This window comes from Haloplanus sp. GCM10025708 (assembly GCF_042663985.1).
GTDB classification, from domain to species: Archaea; Halobacteriota; Halobacteria; order Halobacteriales; family Haloferacaceae; genus Salinirarus; species Salinirarus marinus.
The window spans coordinates 921,842-945,903 of sequence record NZ_JBHSZA010000011.1 but is presented as its reverse complement, the minus strand read 5'-3'; the positions used below and the strand labels follow the sequence as shown (position 1 = coordinate 945,903).

Below are 24,062 nucleotides of genomic sequence, written 5' to 3'. Positions count from 1 at the left end.
CTCCGCTATTCTTACAACGCCCCACGATACAGGGAGTGGTATGCGAACGCTCGACGAAATCGAGACGGTAGGCGTCGTCGGTGCCGGGACGATGGGTAGCGGAATCGCGCAGGTGGCCGCGACCGCGGGCTACGACGTCGTCATGCGGGACGTCAAATCGGAGTTCGTCCAGCAGGGCTTCGACAGCATCGAAGACAGCCTCTCGCGGTTCGTCCGCAAAGAGCAGTTGACCCAGGAGGAGGCCGACGCGGCCCGCGAGCGCATCACGGGGACGACGGACCTCGACGACCTCGCGGACGCCGACTACGTCGTCGAGGCGGCCGTCGAGAAACTCGACGTCAAACGGGACATCTTCGCCGACCTGGACGAGGCCGTCCCCGACGACGTCGTGTTAGCGACCAACACCAGCACCCTCTCGATCACGACCATCGCCAGCGTCACCGACCGCCCCGAACTCGTCGTCGGCCTACATTTCATGAACCCCGCGCCCGTCATGAAGGGTCTCGAACTCGTCGTCGGCGAGAAGACGGCCGACGAGGTGGTCGACCTCTCGCACGCCCTCGCCGAGGACATGGGCAAAGAGACCTGGGAGTCCGACGACAAACCCGGGTTCGTCGTCAACCGCATCCTGATGCCGTGGCTCAACGAGGGCGTCCGCGCTTACGACCAAGGCGTCGCCTCGAAGGAAGACATCGACACGGGCATGAAACTCGGGACGAACGTCCCGATGGGTCCGCTCGAACTCTGTGACCACATCGGCCTCGACATCGTCCTCGACGCGAGTCAGACGCTCCACGACGAGCTCGGCGACCGGTACAAACCGGCCTACCTCCTCAAGCGGAAAGTCGACGCCGGCGACCTGGGCAAGAAGACCGGCCGGGGCTTCTACGAGTACGACTGACTCGCCCGGAGCGTTCGGACGGGCGTCCCGCGCCAGCGACGGCTTCGGGCGAAGGCCGGTCGGCATCGGGCCGTCGATGCCGGGCGAGTATCAGTCGTGATTCCGGGGCCGTCGGGCTTTTCACGCCGCCGCCCCTGTCCCCGACAATGATCGCCGTCGAGAACCTCCGGAAGACCTACGGCGACTTCCCCGCGGTCGCGGGGAGTACGTTCGCGGTCGACCGCGGGGAGATATTCGGCGTCGTCGGTCCCAACGGCGCGGGCAAGACGACGACGCTGAAGATGCTCGCCGGACTCGTCGAACCGACGGCCGGCACGGCACGGGTCGCGGGCTACGACGCCGGCGACCCCGAGATGCGGCGGACGCTCGGCTTCCTCCCCGAGGAGTCGCCCCTCTACGAGGACATGACGCCGCGTTCGTATCTCCGCTTTTTCGCCGACCTCTACGACGTGCCCCGCGAGGTGGCCGACGAGCGGACGGAGCGAACGCTCAACCGCCTCGAACTCGACCATCGAGAGCGGCGACTCGGCGACATGTCCAAGGGGATGAAGCGGAAAGTCGCCATCGCCCGGTCGCTGATCAACGACCCGGACGTCCTCGTCTACGACGAACCCGCGAGCGGTCTCGACCCCCTGACGACGAACTACGTCATCGAGTTCACTCGTGAACTGAGCGACCGGGGAAGACCGTCGTCTTCAGCGCGCACAACCTCTATCACGTCGAGAGCGTCTGTGACCGCGTCGTCATCATGAACCGCGGCGAAATCATCGCCCGCGGGACGGTCGCCGAGATCCGCGAGGAATACGGCGACGTCGAGTACCGAGTCTACACGACGGTTCCGGTGGCCGGCAGCGAACCGGACGGCGACCGCTACGTCACCGCCGTCGACGACGTGGACGCCGTGGAGTCGATCCGCGAGTCCGCCGTCGCCGACGGCGGGGACGTCATCGACATTCGGACGCAGGAGCCGAGCCTCGAAGAGATCTTTCTCGACCTCGCGGGCGGGACGGACGAACGGGGTTCCGCCACGTGACCGTCGCAGGCACCGCCCGGGCGCACGCCGCCCGAATCCTCCGCATCGCGCGCTGGGAGACGTTTCGGACCGCGTCCGTCGTGGACCGCCGGACGGCCATCGTGGGACTCGTCGCGCTCCTCCTCGCCGGCGGCGTCGCCGGCGCGACGGCCACCACCGGCGGCGTCGCCATCGACAGGGGTATCTATCGCGTCGGCGTCGCCGCGGACAGCCCGTATCACGCCCCGGTCGCCGACAGCACGGCCCTCGCCGCCCACCCGCCGGACCGGACCGCCTTCGAACGCGGGCGACTCGACGTCCTCGTCCGGGACGGCGAAATCCACGCCCGAGACACGCGGAAGGGCCAGGCCGCACTCGGTGCGTTCCGTGACGCGGTCCAGCGACACAACGCCCGTCTGATGAGCCAAGAGGAGAACCGGAGCGCCGCGTTTCCGGTGACGGTCACGCTGTTGTACACCACCCAGAACCGCGCGATCGTCGACGGCGGCACCGACGGCGGTGGCGGCGGCAGTGGCGGGAGTAGCGGCGGTGCGAGCGGGGCCGGCGGCGACGCGAGCGGGACCACCCCGGCCGGTGACGGGTCGATGGCCGTCCCCGACGTCGGCGGGACGGGGCTGTTCGCGACGCGAACGACCGGCTCACCGGCCGACATCTCGCCCCCGTTCCCGTTCGCGTCGCTGGTCCTTGCGTTCGCCTTCTTCGTGCCGATGAACTTCGTCATCCAGCCCTACGGGAGCACGATACTGAACGAACGCATCAACCGCCGTGGCGAGTTGCTCCTCGTGACGCCCGCGTCGCCGTCGGACATCGTCGCGGGCAAGACCCTGCCGTATTTCGGGCTCTTGGTCGCGGTGACGGCGCTCATCGCGGCCGCCATCGGCGGCGGCGTCGTCTCCGTCGGGGCCGTCGTCCCCCTCGCGGCGCTCTTTCTGGCCGCGACGTTCGTCGGCGCGATGTTCGCCCGGTCGTTCAAGGAACTCACCTTCGTCACCGTCACCGTCTCCGTCTTCCTCACCACCTACGCGTTCGTGCCGGCCATCTTCTCGAACGTCACCCCCATCGCCCTCATCTCGCCGCTGACGCTCGTCGTCCGCGACCTGCAGGGGACGGGCGTCACCGCCGCGCAGTACGCCTTCTCGACGGGGCCCATCTACCTCTCGGCGGCCGTCCTCTTTCTCCTCGGCGTCGGCGTCTACCGCGAGGAGGACATGTTCACCCAGCGACCCGTCCCGCTGAAGTTCCTCGACGCCCTCGACAGTCGGATCTCCGGGCCCTGGTCGATGGCGCTCCTGAGCGCGCTCTCGATTCCGTTCGTCTTCGTCGCCGAACTGCTCGCTATCGCCCTGTTTTTCGTGCTTCCCGTCTCCGTCTCCGTTCCGCCGCTCCTGTTCGTCGTCGCCGCCGTCGAGGAGGTCGCCAAGAGCCTCCCCGTCTACGCCGGCTTCGAGAAAGAGCGCTTCCCGCGCCTGCCACGGACCGCGCTCGTCCTCGGTGGGCTCTCCGGACTCGGCTTCTTCCTCGGCGAGAAACTGACCGCCGTCGTCCAGCTCGTCGGCCTGCCCGAACTCGCGCTCGGCCGGGCCGCCTTCGCTCCCGCCGGCGTCGGGCCGACGGCCGCCGTCGCGCTCCTGCTGGCCCCGCTCGCCCTCCACGCCGGGACGACGAGCATCTCGGCGCTCGGCGCGTCGAGGGGGCGCAACTGGTACGCCGGCGCGCTCGTCGTCGCGACGGGCGTCCACGCTGCCTACAACTTCGCGGTGGTGACAGCCCTTGGGTGACCCGCGACTCACCATCGCGCGGCGGGAACTGCAGGTCCTGCGCTCCGAGAAGACCATCGTCCTCGCGTTGCTCATCCAGTTGTTCATCGCGGCGTTTTCGTCGTTTCTCGTCGTCGGCCTCGTCTCGCTGTACGATCCGGGGAGCGTCGAGGGCTACACCGTCGACGCCGCGGTGACCGGCGACGCCCGCGACGAACTCCTCGCCGTCGCGCGCGAGACGGAGGGGCTGGACGCCCGGGAGTTCTCGTCCGCCGCCGCCGCGACGGACGCCTTCCACCGGGGCCGCGCCGACGTCGTCCTCGACGCGACGACCCGGGACGGGAGACTCGCCGTGACCGTCACCGCCCCCGATTCGAACGTGCGGACGACGGTCGTCGTCGTGACGGTGCGTGACCTCCTGCAGACGCTCGAACGGGTCGAACGGCGACAGCGGGCGGACTCTCTCACCGCGACGCCGCTCGATCTGCCGCCGCCGGCGACGACGAGCCCCTACTTCGGGTTCACCTACACCGTGTTGATCCCGCTGTTGCTCTTCCTCCCGGTGTTCATCAGCGGCTCCATCGCCGTCGACTCCGTCACCGAGGAGTTCGAACGCGGGACGCTCGAACTCCTGCGGGTCGCTCCCGTCTCGATGGTCGACATCGTCGACGGGAAGGTGTGGGCGGCGGCCGCGCTCGCGCCCGGACAGGCCGCCCTCTGGGTCGCCCTCCTCGAACTGAACGGGACGCACGTCGCCAACGCCGCCCCGTTGCTCGCACTCGTCGGTGGACTCGCGCTGTTCGTCGTCGCCCTCGGGACGACCGTCGCGCTGTTCGCCCCCGACCGGCGCTCCGCGCAGTTCCTCTACTCCGTGGGCATCCTCGTCGGCTTCGGCGGCGCGGCGCTCGTCCCGTTCAACCCCGTCAACGTCGTCGCCCGCCTCGCCATCGGCAGCGCCGGGACGACCGCGCTGGTGGCCGTTGGCGGCTACGTCGCTCTCGCCGCCGCGGCGTACGTCGGCCTCCGGCGACTCGTTCCGCGGGCGACGCTCCCCTGACGGGCGTCGGGGCGACAGGAACGCGCGTCGGGAGGCACGAACGGAGCGAAACGCACCGACGGAGCGGAACGCACACAAACCCTCCCGTCCACGGTACGGGTATGGGATTCGGAAGCACGGCGAAGAAGCTCCAGAAAGTCGCCGACACGGCCGAGGAACTCTACGGCCGTATCAACGACCTGAAAGAGCAGATGCGCGAGATGCAACAGACGGTCAACGGCACGAGCGACCGCGTCGAGCGCCTCGAACGAGAGATCCACGAGCAACGCGCCATCCTCGACCGACTGGCGGAAAACGAGGGCATCGACGTCGACGCCGTCACCGCCGACGTCCACATCACCGACGCCGAAGGCGACGGTGCCGGAAGCGACGCTGACGATGCCGGAAACGGCGGGTCGATGTCGGGAGCCGACGCCGCCTGATCAGTCGCCCAGCTGTTGATGGGTGACCTTGAGACAGCGGTCCTGGACGACGTCGAGGCCGGCCGCCTCCGCGCGGGCTGCCGCCTCGTCGTGGCGAATCCCGAGTTGTAACCAGAGAGCGTCGACGTCACCACGACTGTCGTGCCGGTCAGCACCTGGTCGACGATGTCCGGAACCTCCTCGCTCGGGCGGAAGACGTCGACGATGTCGATCGTCTCTTCGACGTCGTCGAGCGAATCGTAGGCCCGTTCGCCGAGAATCTCGTCGGCGTAGGGATTCACCGGAACGACGTCGAAGCCGTTCTCCTGAAGGTAGGCCGGCACGTCGTGTGCGGCTTTCCCCGGCGTCGACGAACAACCGACGACGGCGACCGTTCGGTGCTTCAGCAGTTCCCGGAGTTTCTCCGTAGACGTCACGGGCATACCCGTCCCTTGGTGGGAACAGTAATAGGTCACACGCCTCCGGTAGTCGAGCGTCCCCGCTCAGGCCCCGGGGACGTTGACGGTCGGTTCGCTGTCCTCGTGGGTGGTGATGATGCCGTCGAACAGTTGCTTGAGCGTGTTCAACGTCCGTTCGTCGTGGGCCGTCGAGTCGATGGTGTAGAGACCGACGCCGTCGGCGCTCTGGACGCGCCCCGTGAAGACGTGCAGGAACCGAAACACCGTCTGGAGGTCGGAGTACATCAACAGCGTCGACAGCGAGTGGAGGAGGATTCGGTTTCGCTCGATGTTCCGCTCCTCGTAGAACTCCTGTAACAGTTCGGAGAACTGGATCCCGATGCCCGTCATGTCCTCCGGTGACGACGTGTAGCGGATGCGGTCGGATTCGATGGCGTCGCTGACGCCCTGCTGTCGCGTCACGCAGTCGACGACGGCAACCGGGTTGTTCTCGTATGGGACGCGTTCGCCGAAATCCTGTAGAAATCGCTCGGCACTGTCGGTGTTGGTCACGATGATGACCCCTTCCCCTGACTGACGCCCGTAGCGAGGATGTCGAGAGCGAGTTCTCGTTTACCCGTGAGCGGGCTCCCTGCTATCAGAAGGTTCGTTCCCGGATCGACTTCGAGGTCGAGGGCGGGTCCGAGGTCATACATATCGTTCCCTCACTGAACCCGCGACGGCGATAGAGCACGTGGTCACGCAACTCCTCAACTCGCCGGAAATCATTAGATGATTTGAACATATCGTGACCCGGTATTATTCTTTTTGATTAGCGAAACGAACTTCCCTACTCGGAGCGATCTGGCGCATCCGACGGGCGAAACCAGTAGTTTAACAGGGGGCTACGCAGTAGAGTTCTACAGGGCGCTTAGCTCAGTCTGGACAGAGTGCTTGGCTTCGGACCAAGTTGCCGCGGGTTCAAATCCTGCAGCGCCCATTCGTTTTCCGAACGATCTAGATTCAACAGACGGCGTAGACTTCCTTTTAAAGAAGTCGCTCTTCGCGCGAAAGAGTCCGTTCCGATTCATCACGGGGGTCGTCGCCGTCATGCGGTTCGCCTGCATCTAAACCGTCGTTCGGGCGACAAAAAGGTATGGGTCGAGCTATCGTATTACCCACCTACTGTTTGGTGCGCGCGCTCTTGCGCACAAGTAGTGTTAATTTGACACCGATGAGCGTGTCGTAGAATTGTTCTCCGAGTCGCTGCGTGAGTTCCCGGCCAACGAGAGTATAGATTAATCATCGAATGATGAGAGCATCGTTCTATGGCGAACAGCAAAGAGCCGAACGAAGGTGAACTCCCATGTATGGTCTGCGGCGAATCTAAGAACTATCTCAATACGTCCCACATGGAGACTCACAATTCTGGGGAACCACAGACGATACAAGAATATCGAGACTGGGTCGCAGAAAAATCTGGACTTGCGCGTGACCACCCAGCTATCGATTCGAATCAATTACTTAAACCTCAGCTCTGGCGGAGGAACGAGCACCTCTTCGAAGGCTGGAGAGACTGGGAATGAGCAGATAAAATGGACAGGATACTCGTCTACTGGATCTTCATATTCATGTAGCCACCTTTCACGATATCCTCGAACTGCTGAGAACCGACGATATCATCTAGTTCAGACTCGGTCTCTATAACTTTCTCAGTGACAATCTCAGTCTCTTCCGGCCAATTTTTAGTTCCAGGTTCAGGAACCGCGACTAGGCGAATCACGTACGGGATGTTATCGTCGCGGATGAACGCCTTAGCTTGGCGGTACTCGTTCGTAGTCAACCTAAAGCTGAACGGAGGCGATGTTCCATCGACTGCCTTGATCTCGACAGGAGTGAACCACAAACCGTAGTCGTCCTGCCCTGTGTCTTTCGAGAGGGGCCCACGTGGGTCTATGACGTCGAATCCTGGCCCTCGCTCCATAGTGACGTTGATCAACCTGATTAGCGGTAGTTCCTTGAACTTCGCCCCGCCAGCGATCTTCGACCGCCAGTCCGTTACCGTGGTTTGATCCATCTCTTCAGGATTCTCTAAGATCGGGAGAAGGTCGGAAGACCACACGTTCTCGACATGCCATTTGTAGTTGAAATCTTGCTGATCAGAATGGAGTCGCCGAATACGCGACCTGAAGATAAAGAAGTCACTCCCAGGATAATCTTTGAGCCACTTCGAGACTCGGTCCAGTACACCGGCCATCACGTAGGCTTCCGCCTGTTGGCCTCTCCTCTGAATTGACTACTCCCACCCCCACTACCGCCACCGGTGGATACCGAAAGGGTAGGAGAAGACGCCTCCGGATTCGGGGATTCAACGACAGTGTTACCAGTAAAGCCCAGTCCAGAACCATCGTCACTCGTCTGTAGTGACGTTGCGAGTTCGGCGAACGCCCGTTCTTGGTGATCCTTTGCTCCCGTATCTGTGCCGACCTCAGGTATTTTCCCATCCTCAACGTAGGAATCGATGAGAGCACGCCAATCGAAGTCCACCTCAGCCATTTCTGACTCGATACTCTCACAGAACTCTTTCACGAGATCGTCCACTCGGTCGTTTATACAGACGTGAACGACAAACGGCGGGCATTCCAGAAGGTCGGCGTGTTCGTTAGGTAGAGATGCAGTCCATTCCTGGTGGCTATTGGAGTGGAGCTCTCGTAGACGGTCAACCCACATCTCGATATCAGTGAGCTCTGAAGTGTCTGTCTGCTCCCAGAGCTCGGCGACAGTACAGAACCGAGTGTACGCTTGCCGGGTGCTATTATCGAACGGTGGGCGTTCGAGAGTGACCCGGTGTTCGTCAAGCCACTCTATGATGACCTGTTCCGAGTTCCGATCAAGCTCGTGCCGCTCCAGTTCTCGAACCCAATGCGTAATCGAGTCCCCGAACAAACCAGCGGTAACGAAGGAGAGTTCTGCTGGGAGCGTATCCCAGAGATCCGTGATCGTGGTTTCTACCGGTGAGAGATCAATTTCGAAATCGTCGTTGCTAATCATCTCCGGTTGCTCACCTGTCGCAAGCCAGTCTCGAACTCCATTGACCGTCTTCGTATTCGCATCTTCCAAGGCTGTCAATAGCGGTTCGGTCTCAATTGCTGGCTCATCTAGTCGTCGTAGCAGATCGTTTAGTACAGCAGTGTCTCGTTCGACCGATTGGAGCGCATTCGACCCGAGGACACGCTTGACCGTTTCGATTGGGAAGGTTCGCTTCGACCAGCGATTCTCAAGTTCACTCACCGAAACGTCGTCTCGAAGAGCTTCACGGAAAGTAGCTACCTTCGTCGGCCGCTCGACGAGTAAAGCGAGCCCCATCGCTAATCCGTCGAGGGTGACACTCCCATCGTATTCATCTGCATTCAATATCAGAGCCTCCTGCCCCTCATCTGTTGCATAGAGCGCTGAGGTAGGATCTGAGAGTTGCCTTAGTGCATCGTCTGGGAAGGCCTCAGCGATGGCCATATTGGAAACAGCAGTCGAAATGTCCTCAGCGGTCGAAACAATCTCCTCTTCTTCTGTCCGTTCCGTTGATGCTACCAGGATATCGCGCCGCTCTGCGAGCGCTCGCCTGAAATCCGAGACTTCGTCACTGTACTGGCCAGTGACGATGCTCAGGTCGTCGTTTTCCAGATCGAAGATGAGTTTCGAGGCTTGTAGCTGTTGTATTCCGAGAGCAGAGGCTAGACGAGTGAACGGACCACTAGCAGTACGAGGAAGGATGTAGTAGCCTTCGTCTTCGACGGCCTGAGTTTCCCACGGCTTCGGTGACTGGTCTTGGTAGTAGCGAATCTGATCGGCATTCTTCTCGATCCAATCAATCGATGCAGCAACCCACTGGTCACCGTCACGGAGAGGGAGATGCTCCAACGCACCCCATGTGGGCTCGTCTTCCTCGTCGTCGATATTCTCTGGAAGCTGTTTCAGAACCGGCTGAAGGAGTTGCGTGTACGCCTGGTTCCAGTCGTTAATCCGTTCGCCAGGAATCCAAAGCTGCATCGTCCCCTCGTCTGGGAGCCCTCCGTCAACGAGTACCGACTGGAGCTTCTGCAGGCGTTCTGTCGCTCCAGTTACATCGAGTTCATCAACTGGTTGAACGCCAAATGTGCCAAGTAGTCCGTCGGAGAACCCACTATCATCTTCGATGTACGGGAACATCCGAGCGGCCTGCGCGCCACGGCGTGATTCCAGCCGAACCGCATACCGAAGACGGCCTGCCTGTTCCTCCCATTCTTGGGCAAGTTCATCATTCACCTCCACAACGGGTTCCCAGATATCGAGTTCTCGTAATTGCCAGTTCAGGAGGCTGGAACAGACTCCGTCCACGCGCGTCTCTTGTGTCCGTGGTTACACGACCAACCTGTCCGGAGCAAGGTTGTATCAAGGGCGTCACCGTGCCGGCGGAGGAGCTCCCGAACTGCATTGCCGTGTTCGCGTAGTGTTTCGATATCATCGATCCACACCCACGAAGCCAAGTTGACCTGGTCTAAGTCCCCACTCAGTTTCACCGTACACTTGCGAGAGTGGTCAGCACTGTGCTGCGGGTGATAATCGGGACTGGTGATCAGCTCGGTATAATCCGCGGTAGCTTCGAGAACCGACTGTAGATCGCGCACCGTATTGGGAACACCATTAGAGAAATCACTTGAGGTCCACTCTGTCGGGTTCCAGTGGTGACTCTGCCGCATCGACGGGTGATCGTCACCGTACATCCAGAGAAGTTGGACCCCCGGAAGTGTGGCGACGCCCAATAGCGCTAGGGTCCGGGCAAAGTCTAAATCCGAAACGTCACGCTTGATTTGTTTACGGAAGACGTCCCACGTAGTGGACTGTGGTTCAGGGCAAGACGGGGCAAGATACTCGCCAGTATCGAGTTCTTGCCATTCTTCGGTAGGGTCTCCCTCTTCTTCACTTGATGTTTCTCGTTCACGAATGCTCTGCCACCCGTCTCCGAGCACCGTGTCTGCAATTGGTCGTTTCCTATCCTCGTGGAGGTGGAGATCACACGCCCGGAGCTGGACACGTCGTCGGAGGTTCCCACGCTGATCACCCTCTTGCTGCGTGATCGCAGTTCGGAGATACTCAAGCGGGAAGAAAGCCCCTTCACTTGTCTGTAAGTCGCTCGATTCGGCCCCGAGACGGTCAACGATAGCAGCCAAGAACGCGAAGTCAATTGGTTCTACAACGTCGTGGCGACCATCGGCGAAGGTATCGAGTAACGAGCGGACGAAGCTCGGTATACCCTCGTACGCTCGAAGCCCCCATACGCGACCTGCTGTACTGAGGACGTGGTGCACGTCGGCAATATCCTGAACCTGCTCGTCCAAGAAGTACACAGTCATATTAGACGACTGTGGCGGCGTTGGCGGGCGCTCGACGTCACGGGACGCAGACGCTATATCCCAGATAACGGATCGAACCCGGCGGTGGGTTATTTCTCCGCCAGTTGGCGTTCGTCGCTGTTCCAGCGTGACGAGTGCTAGACGGTCGTCGGACTCGACATCCCGAATCTTGCACGGGAGGAGATAAACGCCGTCGAAGTGGTCAGCCAACTCGCTGAGTGTATCGTTCAGAGAACCATCGCCATCAGTAGATGCAGTCAGTATCGAAACTGTCCCTTCGAGTAACGATCTTGCTGCAGCAGCAGGGACTTCTATGGCTGGAGAGTCCTCCTCGCCCATCGAGAGCGACGTGTCAAGATGTTCCACCCAGCCAGTCAACACTGTCTTCGACACGGACTGTTCGTCGTCCGCTTGCAGAAGTGCCTTGACTCGGTCGGACCAATTCGATGGCAGGGAAAGCGTCGCCTCTAGTGCCTGCTCAGACGGGAGTGGTTGTTCAGCCCGTTGCTGGTCTCGATTTACTTCATTGAGGATGGTTCTAAAGGCGAGATAACCTTCCGTGACGGATTCATCCCAGTGGAGCAGTGTTTCTTCTGGTCGCTTCGGGCCTTCCTTCGTCGGTACGCATTCAGTCTGCGATAGGCGTCGGAGAAGTTGCTGTTTGAACCAATCGATTAACTCATCGGAAGACGGGTCTGACAACTCGTCGGTGTCAGGTACTGGAGGAAGTAATGCCCACGGTAGATGGTTACTGTATTGTGTTGATTTCGAGTTATCCGCTGACTCGGCGACCTCACGCCCGATGAGCTCCAGGAGGTCAAGACCTTCTTGGAGAACACGCTGGTTCGTGTCTGCGTTATTGGAGCTGAGTGATTTACGATTGGTTTCGACGCGGAAGCGTCCATGGAAACAGAACGGGAGATTAGCCGCATCTGTGCCTTCAATCGGGTAGAAGAGGTATAGTGGATAGGATTCAATCGGCGTCGGCTCGCCCTCGGTCGCTTTGTTCACCAGAATCGCAGTATGGTGCTCACGTGATTCCGCGAAGCGGAAATGGTCGAAGCTGTGGACTACCTCAGTTGTGTCATGTAGTCGAACTCGAACGTGGACTTCGTCGTGAGAAAGTTCATCAACAGCAGTAGTAGAATCAGTCTCACGAGTGATTTCCCATCGTTCTTCGATTGCTGAGTCGTCCCCGGCGTTCGATGCCCGTTCAAGGTGCAATTCCTCTATTCCACCGAGCTGAACGACTGTCTCCGGCTGTAATCCGCCTTCACCCTTTCCTGCCGAAAGGTACTCCCAAATTCGTTCAGGCCGATCTGCGATTGCTCCTTCGTCCTCGTCCGGAACAGGAATCCCGAACTCGGCAAGTTGTGACCGCCAGTTAGTATCTTCGTACCGGATGAAGACCGCAGTACGGAAACGCTCCTGATCACCGTTCGTCGGTGGTTCCGTGAGGAGTTCCCGGACCCGTTCTCGAACTGTATCCGTCGTTTCGTGGTTCGTCACCAGGGGGACGGGGAAGTTGAATAGAGGGAGCTTTGATACCGACTCGGAGAGCTCTTCTGTGAGCGGGATTTCGTCGCTCCTAGCACCGTCGGACAAGACATCTCCGAGATCAGAATCCGCGAGTTCGTCGGTGAGTCCAGGCAGATCAGTATCATGGCCTAGTCGATTCAAAAGTGAAGCTACCAGATACGCACGGCTGAGACGAACACCGAGAATCTCGTCAGAGGCGTCGTCAGGACGCGTGAATATCTCGAATGCGTCACCCGTAGCGAGGATAGACTTTAGTCCGACGCCTTTGTGTCCGATGGACTGGTCGTCGTCGTCTCCTTCCCGGTCTCGCCGATCATCGTTACTGCATCCTCGACCTGGGGATCGAAGAGGTCGAATCGGCTTCCAGTATTGGCGACTAAAACACCTTCATCGTAGACGCCGACGTGAACACGGCCTCGGTCAGATTCTCCGTTCCAGATCGCGTCACGAGCGTTCTGCAGCAGTTCGAGAATCTCCTCCCCTCGTGACCACCGGCAATCTTCCGTTCAGCGTTTCCGATGATGACTTTGTCCCGCAGGACGTTTGTCGCCTCCTCCGATGTTTCTGCGTCTTCGACGAGTTGGAGAAAACTTTGCCAGCGGTCTCGCCACCGTCCATGCAAACTGGGTTCCGTTAGCGTAGACATTAATGTCGGTTTGTCAGAATACCGACGAGGTCAATATCAAAGTTTCCCAAGTGGTATCGATTCACTCGGACAAGTCGGATCTTGTTACTTCAAGAATGGTGTGCGCCATATCGTACATACCGCACGGAGCGTAGTCCTGGAACTCCAGGTGTATTCTCCGTCCCGAATACCCTTTTTCGTAGAGCCGCTGGACTGCTGTGGCAGAGCCATCGTTGTCGCCAAGAAACGTCTCACAATCACGTTGAGGGGCGGGAATTCGCTCATATCGGAGGTCGTCATATTCCTCTGCCTTTTGCTCTGCTTGTTCGTACAGATCGATTCGACGCGCAAGATACGTGACAGGCTTCTCTGCTTCCCGAGCTGCCTAATCGCGTTCGTTGTTTTGCCGCTATTCGGGGAGCTTCTATGAGCACGGGCCCATCAACATCGGAGGCGGACTCAATCAGTTCACGTGTGTGGTCACGGACCGCGGAAAGGTCGCCAGCGTCAGTAGAATCAAGCATAGTAGGACGCTTCAGCACCTCCTCGAAACAATACGGTGACTGGTATCTTTGAGCGGAGCTACCTCATTCCACCAGTTGGCCCTGCCGAATGATACGTCATCAGGAATATGCATTATAGTCGAACCCGTATTCCGTATACTGTTCAATTAGATTGCACAAATCTGCACCTTCAACGAGTCGATGCCCGCTGTATAACTGCTCATCGACGGTTCTATCCGGGCCTACTCCCGTGGTCACGATAACCGATTTCCTCACTTTATAACCGTTTGATGTTTGCTTGAACCGATTCAAGTGAGCGTCCTCAATCACGTCCTCTCCATTGGTTTGACGTACATGTATGAATTCGAGCTCAACGTAGGGTTCCTCCTGGATAGCTAGAAGATGGACAGGAACCTCCACATCCGGATGCTGTGGGTCCTCACTCTGAGGTACAACGACCTCAATTGGATCGTCCTTAATTTCTAAGTCAACCTTGTCACCGGGCTCAACGACTATTGTCCGCCAGCCAGGACGTACCTCCCAGAGATCGGCGACAAGTTCAACCAATTCGTTTTGAGATAGTTTTCTTATTTCAGCAAGAGGAATCGGCATACGCCCTCAATTATCCCAGTCTCATAAATACTGTTCGCCTGCCGACTATAACTCCAGAATCTCTCCATAGCTACCCCCTGCACCCCAAGCGTTATTACTCAATACACGAATCATGTATTGTATGTCGAAGGCTACTGAGGGACCCGAGCGGGCGGTCAATGGTCTTCTATCGGTCGCCCAGCTTCAGAGGAGCCACGGCTGGCGCGCCTCTACACGTTCGTACTTCGGGAAGGTGAAGTCACGATTGACGATATTACCAGCAAGTTGGAGATGCCGCGGACGACCGCGTACTCAGATACGGGTACGCTTGTTGAGCTCGGTGTCCTGACTCGGGACGACGACCAGAAGACGCACACCTACTCGGCGGTCCCGATTACGCTCACGGCGACTCTCGATGGCGACGAGTACACGGTCACCCCTACGCTCGTTGCTGCGTTCGGTCGTTCCCCTCACGACCAGGATCTCGACCTCCTCACTGAGAAGTATGGGCTCGGGAAGTTGGCTGCCGCGCTCACCTACGCGATCCCATACACGAACGGGGAAATGTCGGAGCGTGTTGCTGCCCGTGAACTTGACCTTCAGTACGCGTTTGGCGTCGCCGTGCTACAGGCGCTCCGGGACGTAGTCCGTGATATGGAATCGGTAGACCCGTACTTCGAGGACATTCAGGACGCCCGCGAGCACCCACCAGCGACGGAGGAGTGATGGATGGCCGACGAGAGCGTGCCGTTTGACGACGTCGATGAGGCTGTTACGTGGATTGCGGATTCCGGGCTGTTCATCGCCTGCGGCCGCCAGCAGAACAACAAGTACACTGCTCTCGAACGATTCGCGCGCCGGAACGACATCACGTTCGTGATTCCACAGCGCGTCTACGACGAACTTGGCGGCGCACCTGACCGCAGTACGCCTGGGCAAACGCCGATCAACAGCGCCATCGACGCTGGGTGGGTAACGGTTGCCGACGAACCAGATTATACGGACAGCACGGTGTCGCGGGTGATGGACGATGTCCGGTCATACATCGCTACCTCCTCGAACCGTGACGAAGATCAGATCGAGAAAGCGGATACTGCACTCGGGGCCGTTGCCGTCGAACGCTTGAGCAACAATGATGCGGAGTTCGTCGTCGTCGTGACGACAGATACCGATGCAGGGAAAGGTGTCGTCGCTGCACTCACAGCGAATGGCTTCGAAGATCGCATCCAATTCAAAGATGGATTCGAGTTAATTGACGAGATCGTTTGACCTACAGGGCAGCGGAGTAGTGCTGCCCGTTAGAGGTTATCCAGGTACTCTCGCCGTTGCTCCATCTTTTCGCGCTTTGTCCGGCGGTCGTAGTGCTGTTCCAACACGGCCTTCGAGACATTTGCCCGATCCGATACGGCGTTTTCGGGAATCTCGCTGTTGAGCGAGTGCGTGATGCTCCCACGACGAATCGCGTGTGGGCTCACGCTCGACGGACAACTGAACGCAGCGTCTCGATCAGTCGCCTCACATTCCTCGGGATCGCGGTCATGTGGACACTCGTCGCCGTATTCACACGGCCGAGTCGCCCGATAACAGTATCCTCGAAGCGTGGTTCGGTGTGCCCGACCTTGGCACGACGCGAGTAACGGCTTGCGTCCTTGGTCGTCCGTTACGTCCGGGCGCTTGTCGGCGATCCAGTCATCGAGGAGTTCACAGAGCTGGTCAGACAGCGCCACGAGTCGCTCCCCGTCCTCCTTGTTCTTAATCGCCGTTCCCTGATCCGGACGGTGACACACGTCGAGGTACTGCTCGTCTGTGTGGTAGTCGTCGAGATCCAACGCGTGTGCGGCTCCAACGCGCATCATCGTGTGCCACAGTAAGGCGATTGTGACGTGGCCCAACGTCGCGTACTGGTACTTTTCGAGGTAGGCCAGCACCTTCGTGGCCTGCTCCGAGTCGAGCATGACGTCCCGGGTGTTCTGCTCTGGCGTCAGTGACGGAGAGCGAACCTTCGTGCTCAGGTCCTGCTCAGCTCCATCCACCTGCTCTAACCACCTGATGAAGACTCGGAGGGTGTCCATCTGCGTCTTCTCCGAGGCGAGTGAGAGGTCGCCCTCGTCGCGCCGCCACAGTCGGTAGCGGTGAAGTTGGCGACCGGTGAGCTCGTTGAGATTGTCGATACTTTGTTCGTCGCACCAGCGAACGAAGTGGCCGAGTCGAGACCGATGGGAGTAGATCGTCGCTTCGGTTAGTTCGTTCTCTCTGTCTGCGAGGTACAGTTCCAGTGCCGTCTCTGGGTCGATTGGTTCCAGTGACATAGATTCCAGTCGGGTAGCGAACCGGTCACCGACAATCGACTGGCCCGTAATGAGAGAACGAACGGGCTTGGCGCTGGGTCTGTTGAGGAAGTATCGCTCAGGGGGCGACTGAGGCCGGTTGAAACTCTCGTGTTCGAGAGGCGAACCGATGCCTGCAGCGCCCATTCGTTTTCCGAACGGATCACATTCGCACGACAGCGCGGCGTCACTTTTAAAGAAGGCGCCGAGCGCGAATTAGATTTCATTCGACTTTCGAACGGGGGTCGCCGCCATCACGCGATTCGCTAAGGTTTAGATAGCAGCGAACGGACATAAGAGTTGGGAGTTCAGCGACCGCGCGATCTGTGGCTCGCCTGCGAGTAGCAGTAACGAAAATCAGCAAGCACCCAGAAACGTCGAACCCCGGTTCGATTCCGCGATTGGATTAAAAGGACTCCCCGTCCTATTCGGTCGCGTTAAGTTAGTGGATGAGGCGGACGAGTTCCGAGTGTCTATGCCAGAATTCGACCGCCTCATCCATTAACTTAACGCGACCCCGAACACCGCCAATAATATTAAGCGCGGGTGGGTTTCTCTTGCATGAATCCCCCGACGGTGGGATTAAAACTCCCACAAGAGATGGTCGGTAGCCAGGTGCGCCCACGGAACCAGAGCGCAGGTGAGTGGGGAGTCAAGGCCGAGAACCTAAGCTACGATTCGATCTGGACCACCGAGGTGTGGGGTTCGGACGTATTCGTGGATCTCGCTGACGTGGCCTTCCGAACGGAGAAGATCCGCCCCGCGTCGGCGATCGCGAACGTCTACTCGCGATCACCGGCCGTCTTAGCCATGGCGGCCGCGTCCGTCGATCGATTCGCCGGCGGCCGAGCAATCCTTGGAGTTGGCGCTGCCACGCGAACGTCGTCGAAGACCTCCACGGGCTCAACTACGACCGACCTATCCGACGGTCACACGAGGCGATCGAACTAATCAAACTCCTGACCGACGGCGGAGAGGAGACAGTAGAGTACGATGGAAAGGTGTTCCAAGTGACCGGCCACCGACCGATCGAGTCCGATGTCCCCGTGTTCAACGCGGCCTTAGGGGACGCAAACCTGCGGGCAACCGGCCGCGTCGCCGATGGATGGATCCCCCACCTCGTTCCGCTCTCGTCGTTGGCCGACGAGTTCGAGACAGTGGCTGCGGCCGCCCGCAAAAGTGAGCGTGATTCAGACGAGATCGAAGTGGTTCCGCAGGTGCTCTCTGCTGTCGATGAGGATGTCGAACGAGCCCGGAATCAGATCCGGCAGTTCGTCGCGGACTACATCGGACGGTACGAGGCCTACTGCAACAAGATCAGCGAGACGTTCCCGGACAGGGCGCCGCGCATCGCGGACGTCTGGGACCCGGCCGATCCCGAGGATGCGGTCGCAATGGTTTCCGACGAGATGGTGGACGATCTCGGGGTCGCCGGTGATCCCGAAACCGCCCGCGAGCGACTTCGGGCGCTGATTGATGATCCGCTGATCGATCGCCCTATCGTCTACGTCCCGCCGCAGGCCGATAGCGATATCCTCGATCGGACGATCGAGGAGCTCGCGCCGGTGCAGTTGTAATCTCCGATCGTACTGGTTCTCCGGCGCTCCGAGAGCCGTCGCTGGCGCTACGCCGAGAACCACTTCACCGTGGCGTAGTCGACGGCACGCTGACGAACGTAGTTCAACAGCCCGTCCCCTTCCGAACGCTTCCGTCAGGAGTCCGGCCCGATCGCCTGTGAGGATGGGAGGCCGACGACCGATCGGAAAATGGTCGGAAAAAGAGGGTCCCCAGAAACGCCAGCGGCGAGAGCGACCATCGAAAACAGAACCGACGCCGGAAACACCCTCCGGTGTGCGAGGAACTGTTCGATCGGGAAATTCGCCAGGAGCGGAAGAGCTTCTCACACGACGTTCACAGACAGGCCCCCAGTCGAACCGTTCCGGAACGATGCTACGACCAGCGCGACGACGCCACGAACTCGCCAAACGTGAATCGGTCGATTCCTCGTCATCGGCGTCAAGCGTCGCAACGTCCCCGCTCCCGAGTTGGTCGAATTTCGTGATAGATTCGACCTCCGTATCCAGTTACTCTCCGATCCAGAGTTCGAGATTACGAAGGCCTATCGTAGCGTTACTGAGTGCTCGAAATACGGCAAGCACACACGAGCAACGACGTATGTTATTGATACCGATAGTATCGTTAGATACGAAGCCGTAAACCCGCGCTCGCCCGGCTCGTGTGCGAACCCCACCGTCGGATCGAGTGCGGTTTTCCGAATCGCAGAGACGCAGGTCGTGTACGTCGTCCCGTTCAGGAACGAGATGATGGCCTTGGCCTCGTTGGTTGGTGGATTATACCGTCGGTTCGTCAGCTCGAACGGATCGCGTAGAATCCGGGCGAAACAGCCCGTTCAATCGATGACGCTCGAATCAACGACCGGATTAGACGACTCGACGGCGCTACACCGGGAGAGCAAGACACAGGTTTTCGACTTCGGGTGCGAGTGAGATGACCTGGGCCTTCCGCTTCAGTTCCTTCCGCCTGTCTTCAATCCGCTGCTCGAGCTTGTTGAGCCGTTCCTGCTGCCCTCGAATGGCGATGTCCATATTCGACCCTGCTTCTGCCTTCCGCTCGTAGTCCGCGATGAACTCCTCGATCCGTTGGCGTTCGGCTTCGGCATACTCCTCGAGGTCATCCAGCTCTTGCTGGGTCTCCTCTCGGCGACGTTCGTGTAGTTCTTCCCGCAAGGATGCGACCTGCTGGCTGATGTAGCGGTCAGCCGCTTTCCGGAGCTGGTCCTGGCGCTGAATCAGCGACCGTATCCGGTCCGCGTCAGGCGATCCTTTGATACTGTCTCCCTGAACGACACGCTGACCCAGTCGCTGTCGGGGATCCTGGTAGTGGGCGTCGACATACACAGGAATCATGTCCTCGCGGATGACCTCCCCCGTTCCGTCCTCGAACTTCACGAGATAATTGTACGCTATTCCCGGCTCGTCGACGAACGGGAGGAGCTTTAGCCCGACGTCGCCGTGCTCACTATCCAGCACTCGCTGCATGAGTCGCTGAACCAGGTCGTCATCCGGGGACACGTAGTCGATGCCGTCGTGGTCCATCGCGAACTCTCGACTGAACGTGAACGGCCCGTATTCTTCGTCAGTTCCCTGCCGAAGGGAGCGAGGTAGCTCGGCCCTGTAGAGATTGCTCCCAGCCTTCTCGACATCACCACCAAGCGCCTCAACCCCGCGTTCGACGAACTCGTGGATGTCTGCCTCGGTCCCGTAGACGTCCTCGGACTCGTCCATGACCTCCTGGATCTTCTCCCGGCTCTCCTGATCGAACGTGCTCGTGTCGATGAGGCTGCGCTCGTACCACTCTTGGAGCGTGCGTTGGCGCTCGTCGATGAGTTCCTCGAGTTCCTCCTTCGTGGCACTCGCAGGTTCCTCGTTCCGGATGGACTCCATGATGAGCGAGTCGACGTCGATGTCGTCGAGCATCCCCAGGACGTCAGCGGTGTTGCCGAGTTTGCCCCGGATGTTCTCGACCTTGTTCTGGAGCAGCTCGAAAATCTCGCCCTCGCGAGTATCTTCGAACGTGAAGTTCCAGACCGTGACTTCCTTGTCCTGGCCGTAGCGGTGAAGGCGACCGATGCGCTGCTCGAGGCGGTTCGGGTTCCACGGCAGCTCGTAGTTCACCATGATGTGGCAGCTGTGCTGGAGGTCGATCCCCTCACTGGCTGCGTCGGTCGCGAAGAGCAGTCGGGACTGTCCGTGGTTGAACTCGTCCTCGATACGGGCACGTTCCTCCTTGTCGACGTCGCCGTGGATGACGAGGATCTCGTCGGCCCAGGGTTCGTCCTTCACGAGGTCGAGCAGGTAATCCAGCGTGTCCCGATACTCGGTGAACAGGAGGAGCTTCTCGTCGGGTTGCTCCTCGAGCAACTGCTGGATGTACCGACGCACTTTCTGGGCCTTGGAGTCGACGGAGATGCTCTCCGCGAGCGAGACGAGGTCGCGAAGCGTCTCGATCTCTTCTTCGAGTTGTGCGTCGCTCTCGGTGACGGTCAGCGCGGAGAGTTCCTCCTCAGCCTGTTGTTTATCCTCCTCGTCGAGGTCTTCGCCGTCGAGGTACGCGGACGCTTCTTCCGACAGACTGGTGGAGATCGACTGCTCGTCGACGAGGTCGCCCAAGCGACGACTCAGGGTCGCTTGGATAGCGCCGATGCTGCTGACGAGCCGCTTCTGCATGAGCGCCATCGCGAAGCCGACCGCGGGCTCGTTCAGTTTCTCGGATCGGTTGTAGACGTTCTGGACGTAGTCGGTAACGGCGCGGTAGAACTGCCGTTCCTCGTGGGTCATCTCCACGGGAATCGTGTTGACCTCGCGGTCGGGGAAGATGCGTTCGCCGTCGTCGTCGTACAGCGTCTGTTTCCCGCGGCGGATCACCACGCGGTCGACGGCTTCCTTCGAGAGGTCCTGGTCTTCGGCGACGAGGAACGGGTCGATGTACTCGACGAGCGAGCGGAACGCTTCGCCCTTGCCGTCGTGTGGCGTGGCGCTGAGGAGCAGCAGCGAGTCGGAGTTACCGGCGACCCGTTCGACCATCTTCGACGTCTTGCTCGGCGACTCTCCCCGCTTGGCGGCCTTGTGCGCCTCGTCGACCACCACGACGTCCCAGAACGCCTCCTCGAGTGCGGGTTGGAACTCCTCTTGACGGAGGAACGCCTGGCTCGTGACCATCTGCTGGTGGTCCTGGTCCCAGATGTTGGCTTCCTCACCCAGTCGGCGGCGTTCTCCCTCGACCCATTGCCGGTCGGCTGGCGTGAGGTCGATGTCGAAGAAGCGGTCCATGTCCCGAATCCACTTCTTCTGGAGGTGAGCGGGGACGACGAACAGGACGCGGTCGGCGCGGTTGCGAGCGGTGAGTTCCTTGAGGATGAGCCCCGCTTCGATGGTCTTCCCGAGGCCGACGTCGTCGGCGATGAGCGCGCGCTGGCGCAGCTTCTGCATCACCCAGTTGACCGCGGCGAGCTGGTAGGGTTCGAGGCGAACCAGCGAATTCGAGATGCTCAGCAGTTGGCCTTGCTCGTGGGCAATCTGAAGCTGGAGCGCCTGGGAACGCAGATCGAACCACTCGGCGGAGACAGCCTCGTGATCTGGATGTAGTTGGTCGGCTGACGCGGGACCAAGTTCGCCGAGCTGGTCGCCTTTCGGCTCGATTTCGACGTCGTCGATACAGACGGTCTTCACGCCCGCGTCCTCGACGTACGCCCGGAGGTAGTCGAGATCGCCGACCGAGTAGGTCTTGATGACCTCGGCAGCGGTACCGTTGAGGAGAATCGCGTCGCCGGAATCGAAGTCAGTCATGAGGAGTCACTCTTGCGTTATCGTGACGAAGTTCAACACGAACTCCTGGGGGAGGACACCACCATGGTAGAAGCGTGCGTCCGGGAGTCCTCGATTACGGAAGCGCTGGATCGGGTCGGCGAGGGCGCTAATCTTCGTGTCGTCGTCGAGGTACCCGAGATGCGTGTTTTCGTCGAGGAGGACGCCAGGTGCGTCCTCGTCGATGTCCTCTCCAGCGACCCACCGTCGGGTTACTTTCTCCGCTTCATCTGGCGGGTGGATGTCGTCGATGTCGACGCTCTGCGGGAGGGAGACGAAGCCGTGATCGGCGAGGATGTACGCACGATCGAACCCGTTGTTTCCGAGTTTCTCACGGATGATTCGGGTGAGAGCATCGATCCGGTCGCTGAACAGGGCCTCGAAATCGGTCAGTTCCTCTTCGCCGGCCTTATCGAGGTCGTTCCAATAGTAGGCGACGCGCGTCTCTCCCCATCCCGATTCGTAATCCTCGCTCTGCATAATGTAGCTCCAGCCGTCGTCTTTCAGCATCTTCTCGCGCTGGTAGTTGGTAATCTTGCGGCCGTTCCGTTCCGGGAAGAGTTCGCCGTCTTCCAGTTCGATGTTGAAGCTGAACTTGCTGCCCGGCGTCAGCGCCGCCTTCCCGAACTCGGTGTCGGAAGGGAGCGTCCCGACCCAGGCGGTCTCGTCGACCTCGAGGCTCGGGAGTTCGCGACGAATGGCTTCAGCCAGTCGGTGTGCGAGGTCGAATCGCAGCGCGTCGACGATGAACAGCGCGACGCTCTGGCCGCTCTGGAGGTGTTCTTGCTCCTGAGCGAAGAACTGGTGGGCGTAGTTTTCGCCGACGAACGGCGAGCCGGCCTCGATCTGGTCGACGACGAGGTCGCCGAGGTCGCCGAGGTAGTCGAGGTACTGTGACTCCGTCAGCGACGTGCGCAGGTCGTCGAGCCTCGCCGACGCGGGATGTTCTTCGGGGAGATCTCGTTCGGGCTCGCCCGAGACGATGAGGTTGAAGACGGCGTTGTCGATCTGCCAGGTGCCGTCGTCGACGTCGCCGTAGAGGTCGACGACGTCCGTCGTGTCGCCGCGTTCCTCCCACGTCCCGAGTTCGTGAGCGAGGTTCGCGACTTCGACGGCCTGCTCCCAGACCTTTGTCCACGGGACGTCGCCGTAGGTCGTTTCGAGACGCTGGTGGCGCTTCGACGCGCGACTCGCGCACGTCTCGTAGTCGCCGTCGTGGAAGGCCTGGGTCCACTCCTCGAACAGTTCGTGTTCGAGCGAGGCGTCGACGGGACAGTCGGCGAGCTCCCACGGGTCGTCGTAGGTGCGCAGGACATCGTGCCAGAAGCGGGCATCAGGGTCGAGGTAGACGTGCGCCAGCTCTTCGGCACGCTCGGGGTCGACCTTGCTCAACAGCGACTGAAGCTCGGGGCGAGAGATGCCGAGCCCCGAGCTCGGTTCGGGCCGATACTCGGCGTCGAGCAGCGACGCATCGAGGCCCTCCTCGACGAGCCACTCGGCGACCGCCCAGCGCCGCGTCCGCGTCACGAGCACGTCCTCGTCGGTGACGCCTTCGACGGCCGCGACGCCCTTGTCGACCAGCAGGTCGCGGATCTTCAGCAGGTCGTCGGTCTCGTCCGGGAGGTTCTCGGCACCGTGTTCGAGGACGAACTGCACCGGGTCGTCGTGGCCGTCGAGCACGATCTTCGTCTGGAGGCTCTGGAGCGTCGGCAGGCCGCCCTCGCCGTCGAGTTCCCGGAAGAGCGTCTTCGCGACCTGTTCGCGTTCGCTCTCGTCAGCCTCGTCGTACGCCGTTCGGAGCGAGGCCGCCTGGATGCGGTCGTTCTCGAAGCAGCGTGCGGCGAGCTTGCCGATGTGCGCTTCGACGACGCCGCCGGTGTTCTCGACGTCCCTGAACCAGTCCACGTCGTCGCCGTGGGCCTGGGGTACGTACCAGACGGTTCGGTCGCGGGGCGCGTCGGCGCGTAGCTCCAGCGGCGTCTGTTCGGCCGCGTGGAACGCACAGCCCAGCGAGTGGCTCACGCGCTCGACGATTTCTCGGAGGTAGCCACCGTCGTCCCACCAGAGCACGACCGGATTTTCGTCGGCCGCCTCGTCGATGGCCGTCTCGATGGCGTCTTCGGCGCATTGTGGGAGGGTTTTGGTTGCGGGCATGG

General features: G+C 60.4%; 13 protein-coding genes, 1 tRNA gene and 5 pseudogenes. 9 read left to right on the top strand and 10 right to left on the bottom strand.

Annotated elements, in window-relative coordinates:
- The first annotated feature begins 40 nt into the window (after positions 1 to 40).
- From ACFQJD_RS08265 to ACFQJD_RS08245, 5 genes and pseudogenes are all read left to right on the top strand, one after another.
- Positions 41 to 901, top strand: coding sequence for a 3-hydroxyacyl-CoA dehydrogenase family protein (locus ACFQJD_RS08265; RefSeq protein ID WP_379797472.1), 861 nt, complete (start codon positions 41 to 43; stop codon positions 899 to 901).
- A 146-nt stretch (positions 902 to 1,047) separates the two neighbouring features.
- A pseudogene (locus ACFQJD_RS08260) lies at positions 1,048 to 1,934 on the top strand (ATP-binding cassette domain-containing protein).
- Positions 1,931 to 3,712, top strand: coding sequence for an ABC transporter permease (locus tag ACFQJD_RS08255; RefSeq protein WP_379797470.1), 1,782 nt, complete (start codon positions 1,931 to 1,933; stop codon positions 3,710 to 3,712). Before ACFQJD_RS08260 ends, ACFQJD_RS08255 begins: the two are co-directional and overlap by 4 nt.
- On the top strand, positions 3,705 to 4,748 hold the full coding sequence (locus tag ACFQJD_RS08250) for an ABC transporter permease (RefSeq protein WP_379797468.1): 1,044 nt from the start codon (positions 3,705 to 3,707) through the stop codon (positions 4,746 to 4,748). The genes ACFQJD_RS08255 and ACFQJD_RS08250 overlap by 8 nt, the downstream gene beginning before the upstream one ends.
- Before the next feature lie 101 nt (positions 4,749 to 4,849).
- Positions 4,850 to 5,170 carry a DUF5798 family protein gene (locus ACFQJD_RS08245; protein ID WP_379797466.1) on the top strand — a complete coding sequence of 107 codons (321 nt, stop codon included), beginning with the start codon at positions 4,850 to 4,852 and terminating at the stop codon, positions 5,168 to 5,170.
- Here ACFQJD_RS08245 and ACFQJD_RS08240 read toward each other — a convergent pair.
- Both ACFQJD_RS08240 and ACFQJD_RS08235 read right to left on the bottom strand, forming a co-directional pair.
- Positions 5,171 to 5,592, bottom strand: a pseudogene (locus tag ACFQJD_RS08240) (CoA-binding protein).
- A gap of 60 nt (positions 5,593 to 5,652) precedes the next feature.
- Positions 5,653 to 6,263, bottom strand: a pseudogene (locus ACFQJD_RS08235) (RAD55 family ATPase).
- A 209-nt stretch (positions 6,264 to 6,472) separates the two neighbouring features.
- On the opposite strand from ACFQJD_RS08235, the gene ACFQJD_RS08230 reads away from it, so the two are divergent.
- Positions 6,473 to 6,547 (top strand) — tRNA-Arg (locus tag ACFQJD_RS08230).
- Positions 6,548 to 7,159: 612 nt separating this feature from the next.
- Here ACFQJD_RS08230 and ACFQJD_RS08225 read toward each other — a convergent pair.
- The 4 genes from ACFQJD_RS08225 to ACFQJD_RS08210 form a co-directional block, all read right to left on the bottom strand.
- Positions 7,160 to 7,624: a hypothetical protein gene (locus ACFQJD_RS08225; RefSeq protein ID WP_379797464.1), complete on the bottom strand. Its 465-nt coding sequence runs from the start codon at positions 7,622 to 7,624 to the stop codon at positions 7,160 to 7,162.
- A 179-nt stretch (positions 7,625 to 7,803) separates the two neighbouring features.
- Positions 7,804 to 9,921 (bottom strand): hypothetical protein, encoded by a 2,118-nt coding sequence (locus tag ACFQJD_RS08220; protein WP_379797462.1) that lies wholly within the window; start codon positions 9,919 to 9,921, stop codon positions 7,804 to 7,806.
- Positions 9,894 to 12,542 (bottom strand): hypothetical protein, encoded by a 2,649-nt coding sequence (locus tag ACFQJD_RS08215; RefSeq protein WP_379797460.1) that lies wholly within the window; start codon positions 12,540 to 12,542, stop codon positions 9,894 to 9,896. Before ACFQJD_RS08215 ends, ACFQJD_RS08220 begins: the two co-directional genes overlap by 28 nt.
- 1,182 nt (positions 12,543 to 13,724) lie before the next feature.
- Complete coding sequence (locus tag ACFQJD_RS08210; RefSeq protein WP_379797458.1) at positions 13,725 to 14,216, bottom strand: hypothetical protein; 492 nt, start codon at positions 14,214 to 14,216, stop codon at positions 13,725 to 13,727.
- Positions 14,217 to 14,337: 121 nt separating this feature from the next.
- Here ACFQJD_RS08210 and ACFQJD_RS08205 point away from each other — a divergent pair.
- Positions 14,338 to 14,921 (top strand): annotated as a pseudogene (locus ACFQJD_RS08205) (helix-turn-helix domain-containing protein).
- Between the two features lie 3 nt (positions 14,922 to 14,924).
- Positions 14,925 to 15,464, top strand: a complete 540-nt coding sequence (locus ACFQJD_RS08200) for a hypothetical protein (protein ID WP_379797456.1) — start codon at positions 14,925 to 14,927, stop codon at positions 15,462 to 15,464.
- Positions 15,465 to 15,493: 29 nt separating this feature from the next.
- On the opposite strand, the gene ACFQJD_RS08195 is transcribed toward ACFQJD_RS08200, so the two are convergent.
- Positions 15,494 to 16,504, bottom strand: a complete 1,011-nt coding sequence (locus ACFQJD_RS08195) for a tyrosine-type recombinase/integrase (protein WP_379800453.1) — start codon at positions 16,502 to 16,504, stop codon at positions 15,494 to 15,496.
- A 579-nt stretch (positions 16,505 to 17,083) separates the two neighbouring features.
- Between ACFQJD_RS08195 and ACFQJD_RS08190 the strand changes: the two are divergent.
- Positions 17,084 to 18,099 (top strand): annotated as a pseudogene (locus ACFQJD_RS08190) (LLM class flavin-dependent oxidoreductase).
- A gap of 542 nt (positions 18,100 to 18,641) precedes the next feature.
- Here ACFQJD_RS08190 and ACFQJD_RS08185 read toward each other — a convergent pair.
- The 3 genes from ACFQJD_RS08185 to pglZ all read right to left on the bottom strand — a co-directional run bounded on the left by ACFQJD_RS08185 (position 18,642) and on the right by pglZ (position 24,060).
- Positions 18,642 to 18,914, bottom strand: a complete 273-nt coding sequence (locus tag ACFQJD_RS08185; protein ID WP_379800451.1) for a CRISPR-associated endonuclease Cas1 — start codon at positions 18,912 to 18,914, stop codon at positions 18,642 to 18,644.
- Between the two features lie 67 nt (positions 18,915 to 18,981).
- Positions 18,982 to 21,888, bottom strand: coding sequence for a helicase-related protein (locus ACFQJD_RS08180; RefSeq protein ID WP_379797455.1), 2,907 nt, complete (start codon positions 21,886 to 21,888; stop codon positions 18,982 to 18,984).
- Between the two features lie 6 nt (positions 21,889 to 21,894).
- On the bottom strand, positions 21,895 to 24,060 hold the full coding sequence (pglZ, locus tag ACFQJD_RS08175) for a BREX-5 system phosphatase PglZ (RefSeq protein ID WP_379797453.1): 2,166 nt from the start codon (positions 24,058 to 24,060) through the stop codon (positions 21,895 to 21,897).
- Positions 24,061 to 24,062 lie beyond the last annotated feature (2 nt).

Bases quoted from the DNA above. Each gene is read 5' to 3' on its own strand.
- ACFQJD_RS08180 (WP_379797455.1), bottom strand. From the start codon at position 21,888: ATGACTGACTTCGATTCCGGCGACGCGATTCTCCTCAACGGTACCGCT.
- ACFQJD_RS08245 (WP_379797466.1), top strand. From the start codon at position 4,850: ATGGGATTCGGAAGCACGGCGAAGAAGCTCCAGAAAGTCGCCGACACG.
- ACFQJD_RS08195 (WP_379800453.1), bottom strand. From the start codon at position 16,504: ATGTCACTGGAACCAATCGACCCAGAGACGGCACTGGAACTGTACCTC.
- pglZ (WP_379797453.1), bottom strand. From the start codon at position 24,060: ATGCCCGCAACCAAAACCCTCCCACAATGCGCCGAAGACGCCATCGAG.
- ACFQJD_RS08225 (WP_379797464.1), bottom strand. From the start codon at position 7,624: ATGGATCAAACCACGGTAACGGACTGGCGGTCGAAGATCGCTGGCGGG.
- ACFQJD_RS08210 (WP_379797458.1), bottom strand. From the start codon at position 14,216: ATGCCGATTCCTCTTGCTGAAATAAGAAAACTATCTCAAAACGAATTG.
- ACFQJD_RS08265 (WP_379797472.1), top strand. From the start codon at position 41: ATGCGAACGCTCGACGAAATCGAGACGGTAGGCGTCGTCGGTGCCGGG.
- ACFQJD_RS08200 (WP_379797456.1), top strand. From the start codon at position 14,925: ATGGCCGACGAGAGCGTGCCGTTTGACGACGTCGATGAGGCTGTTACG.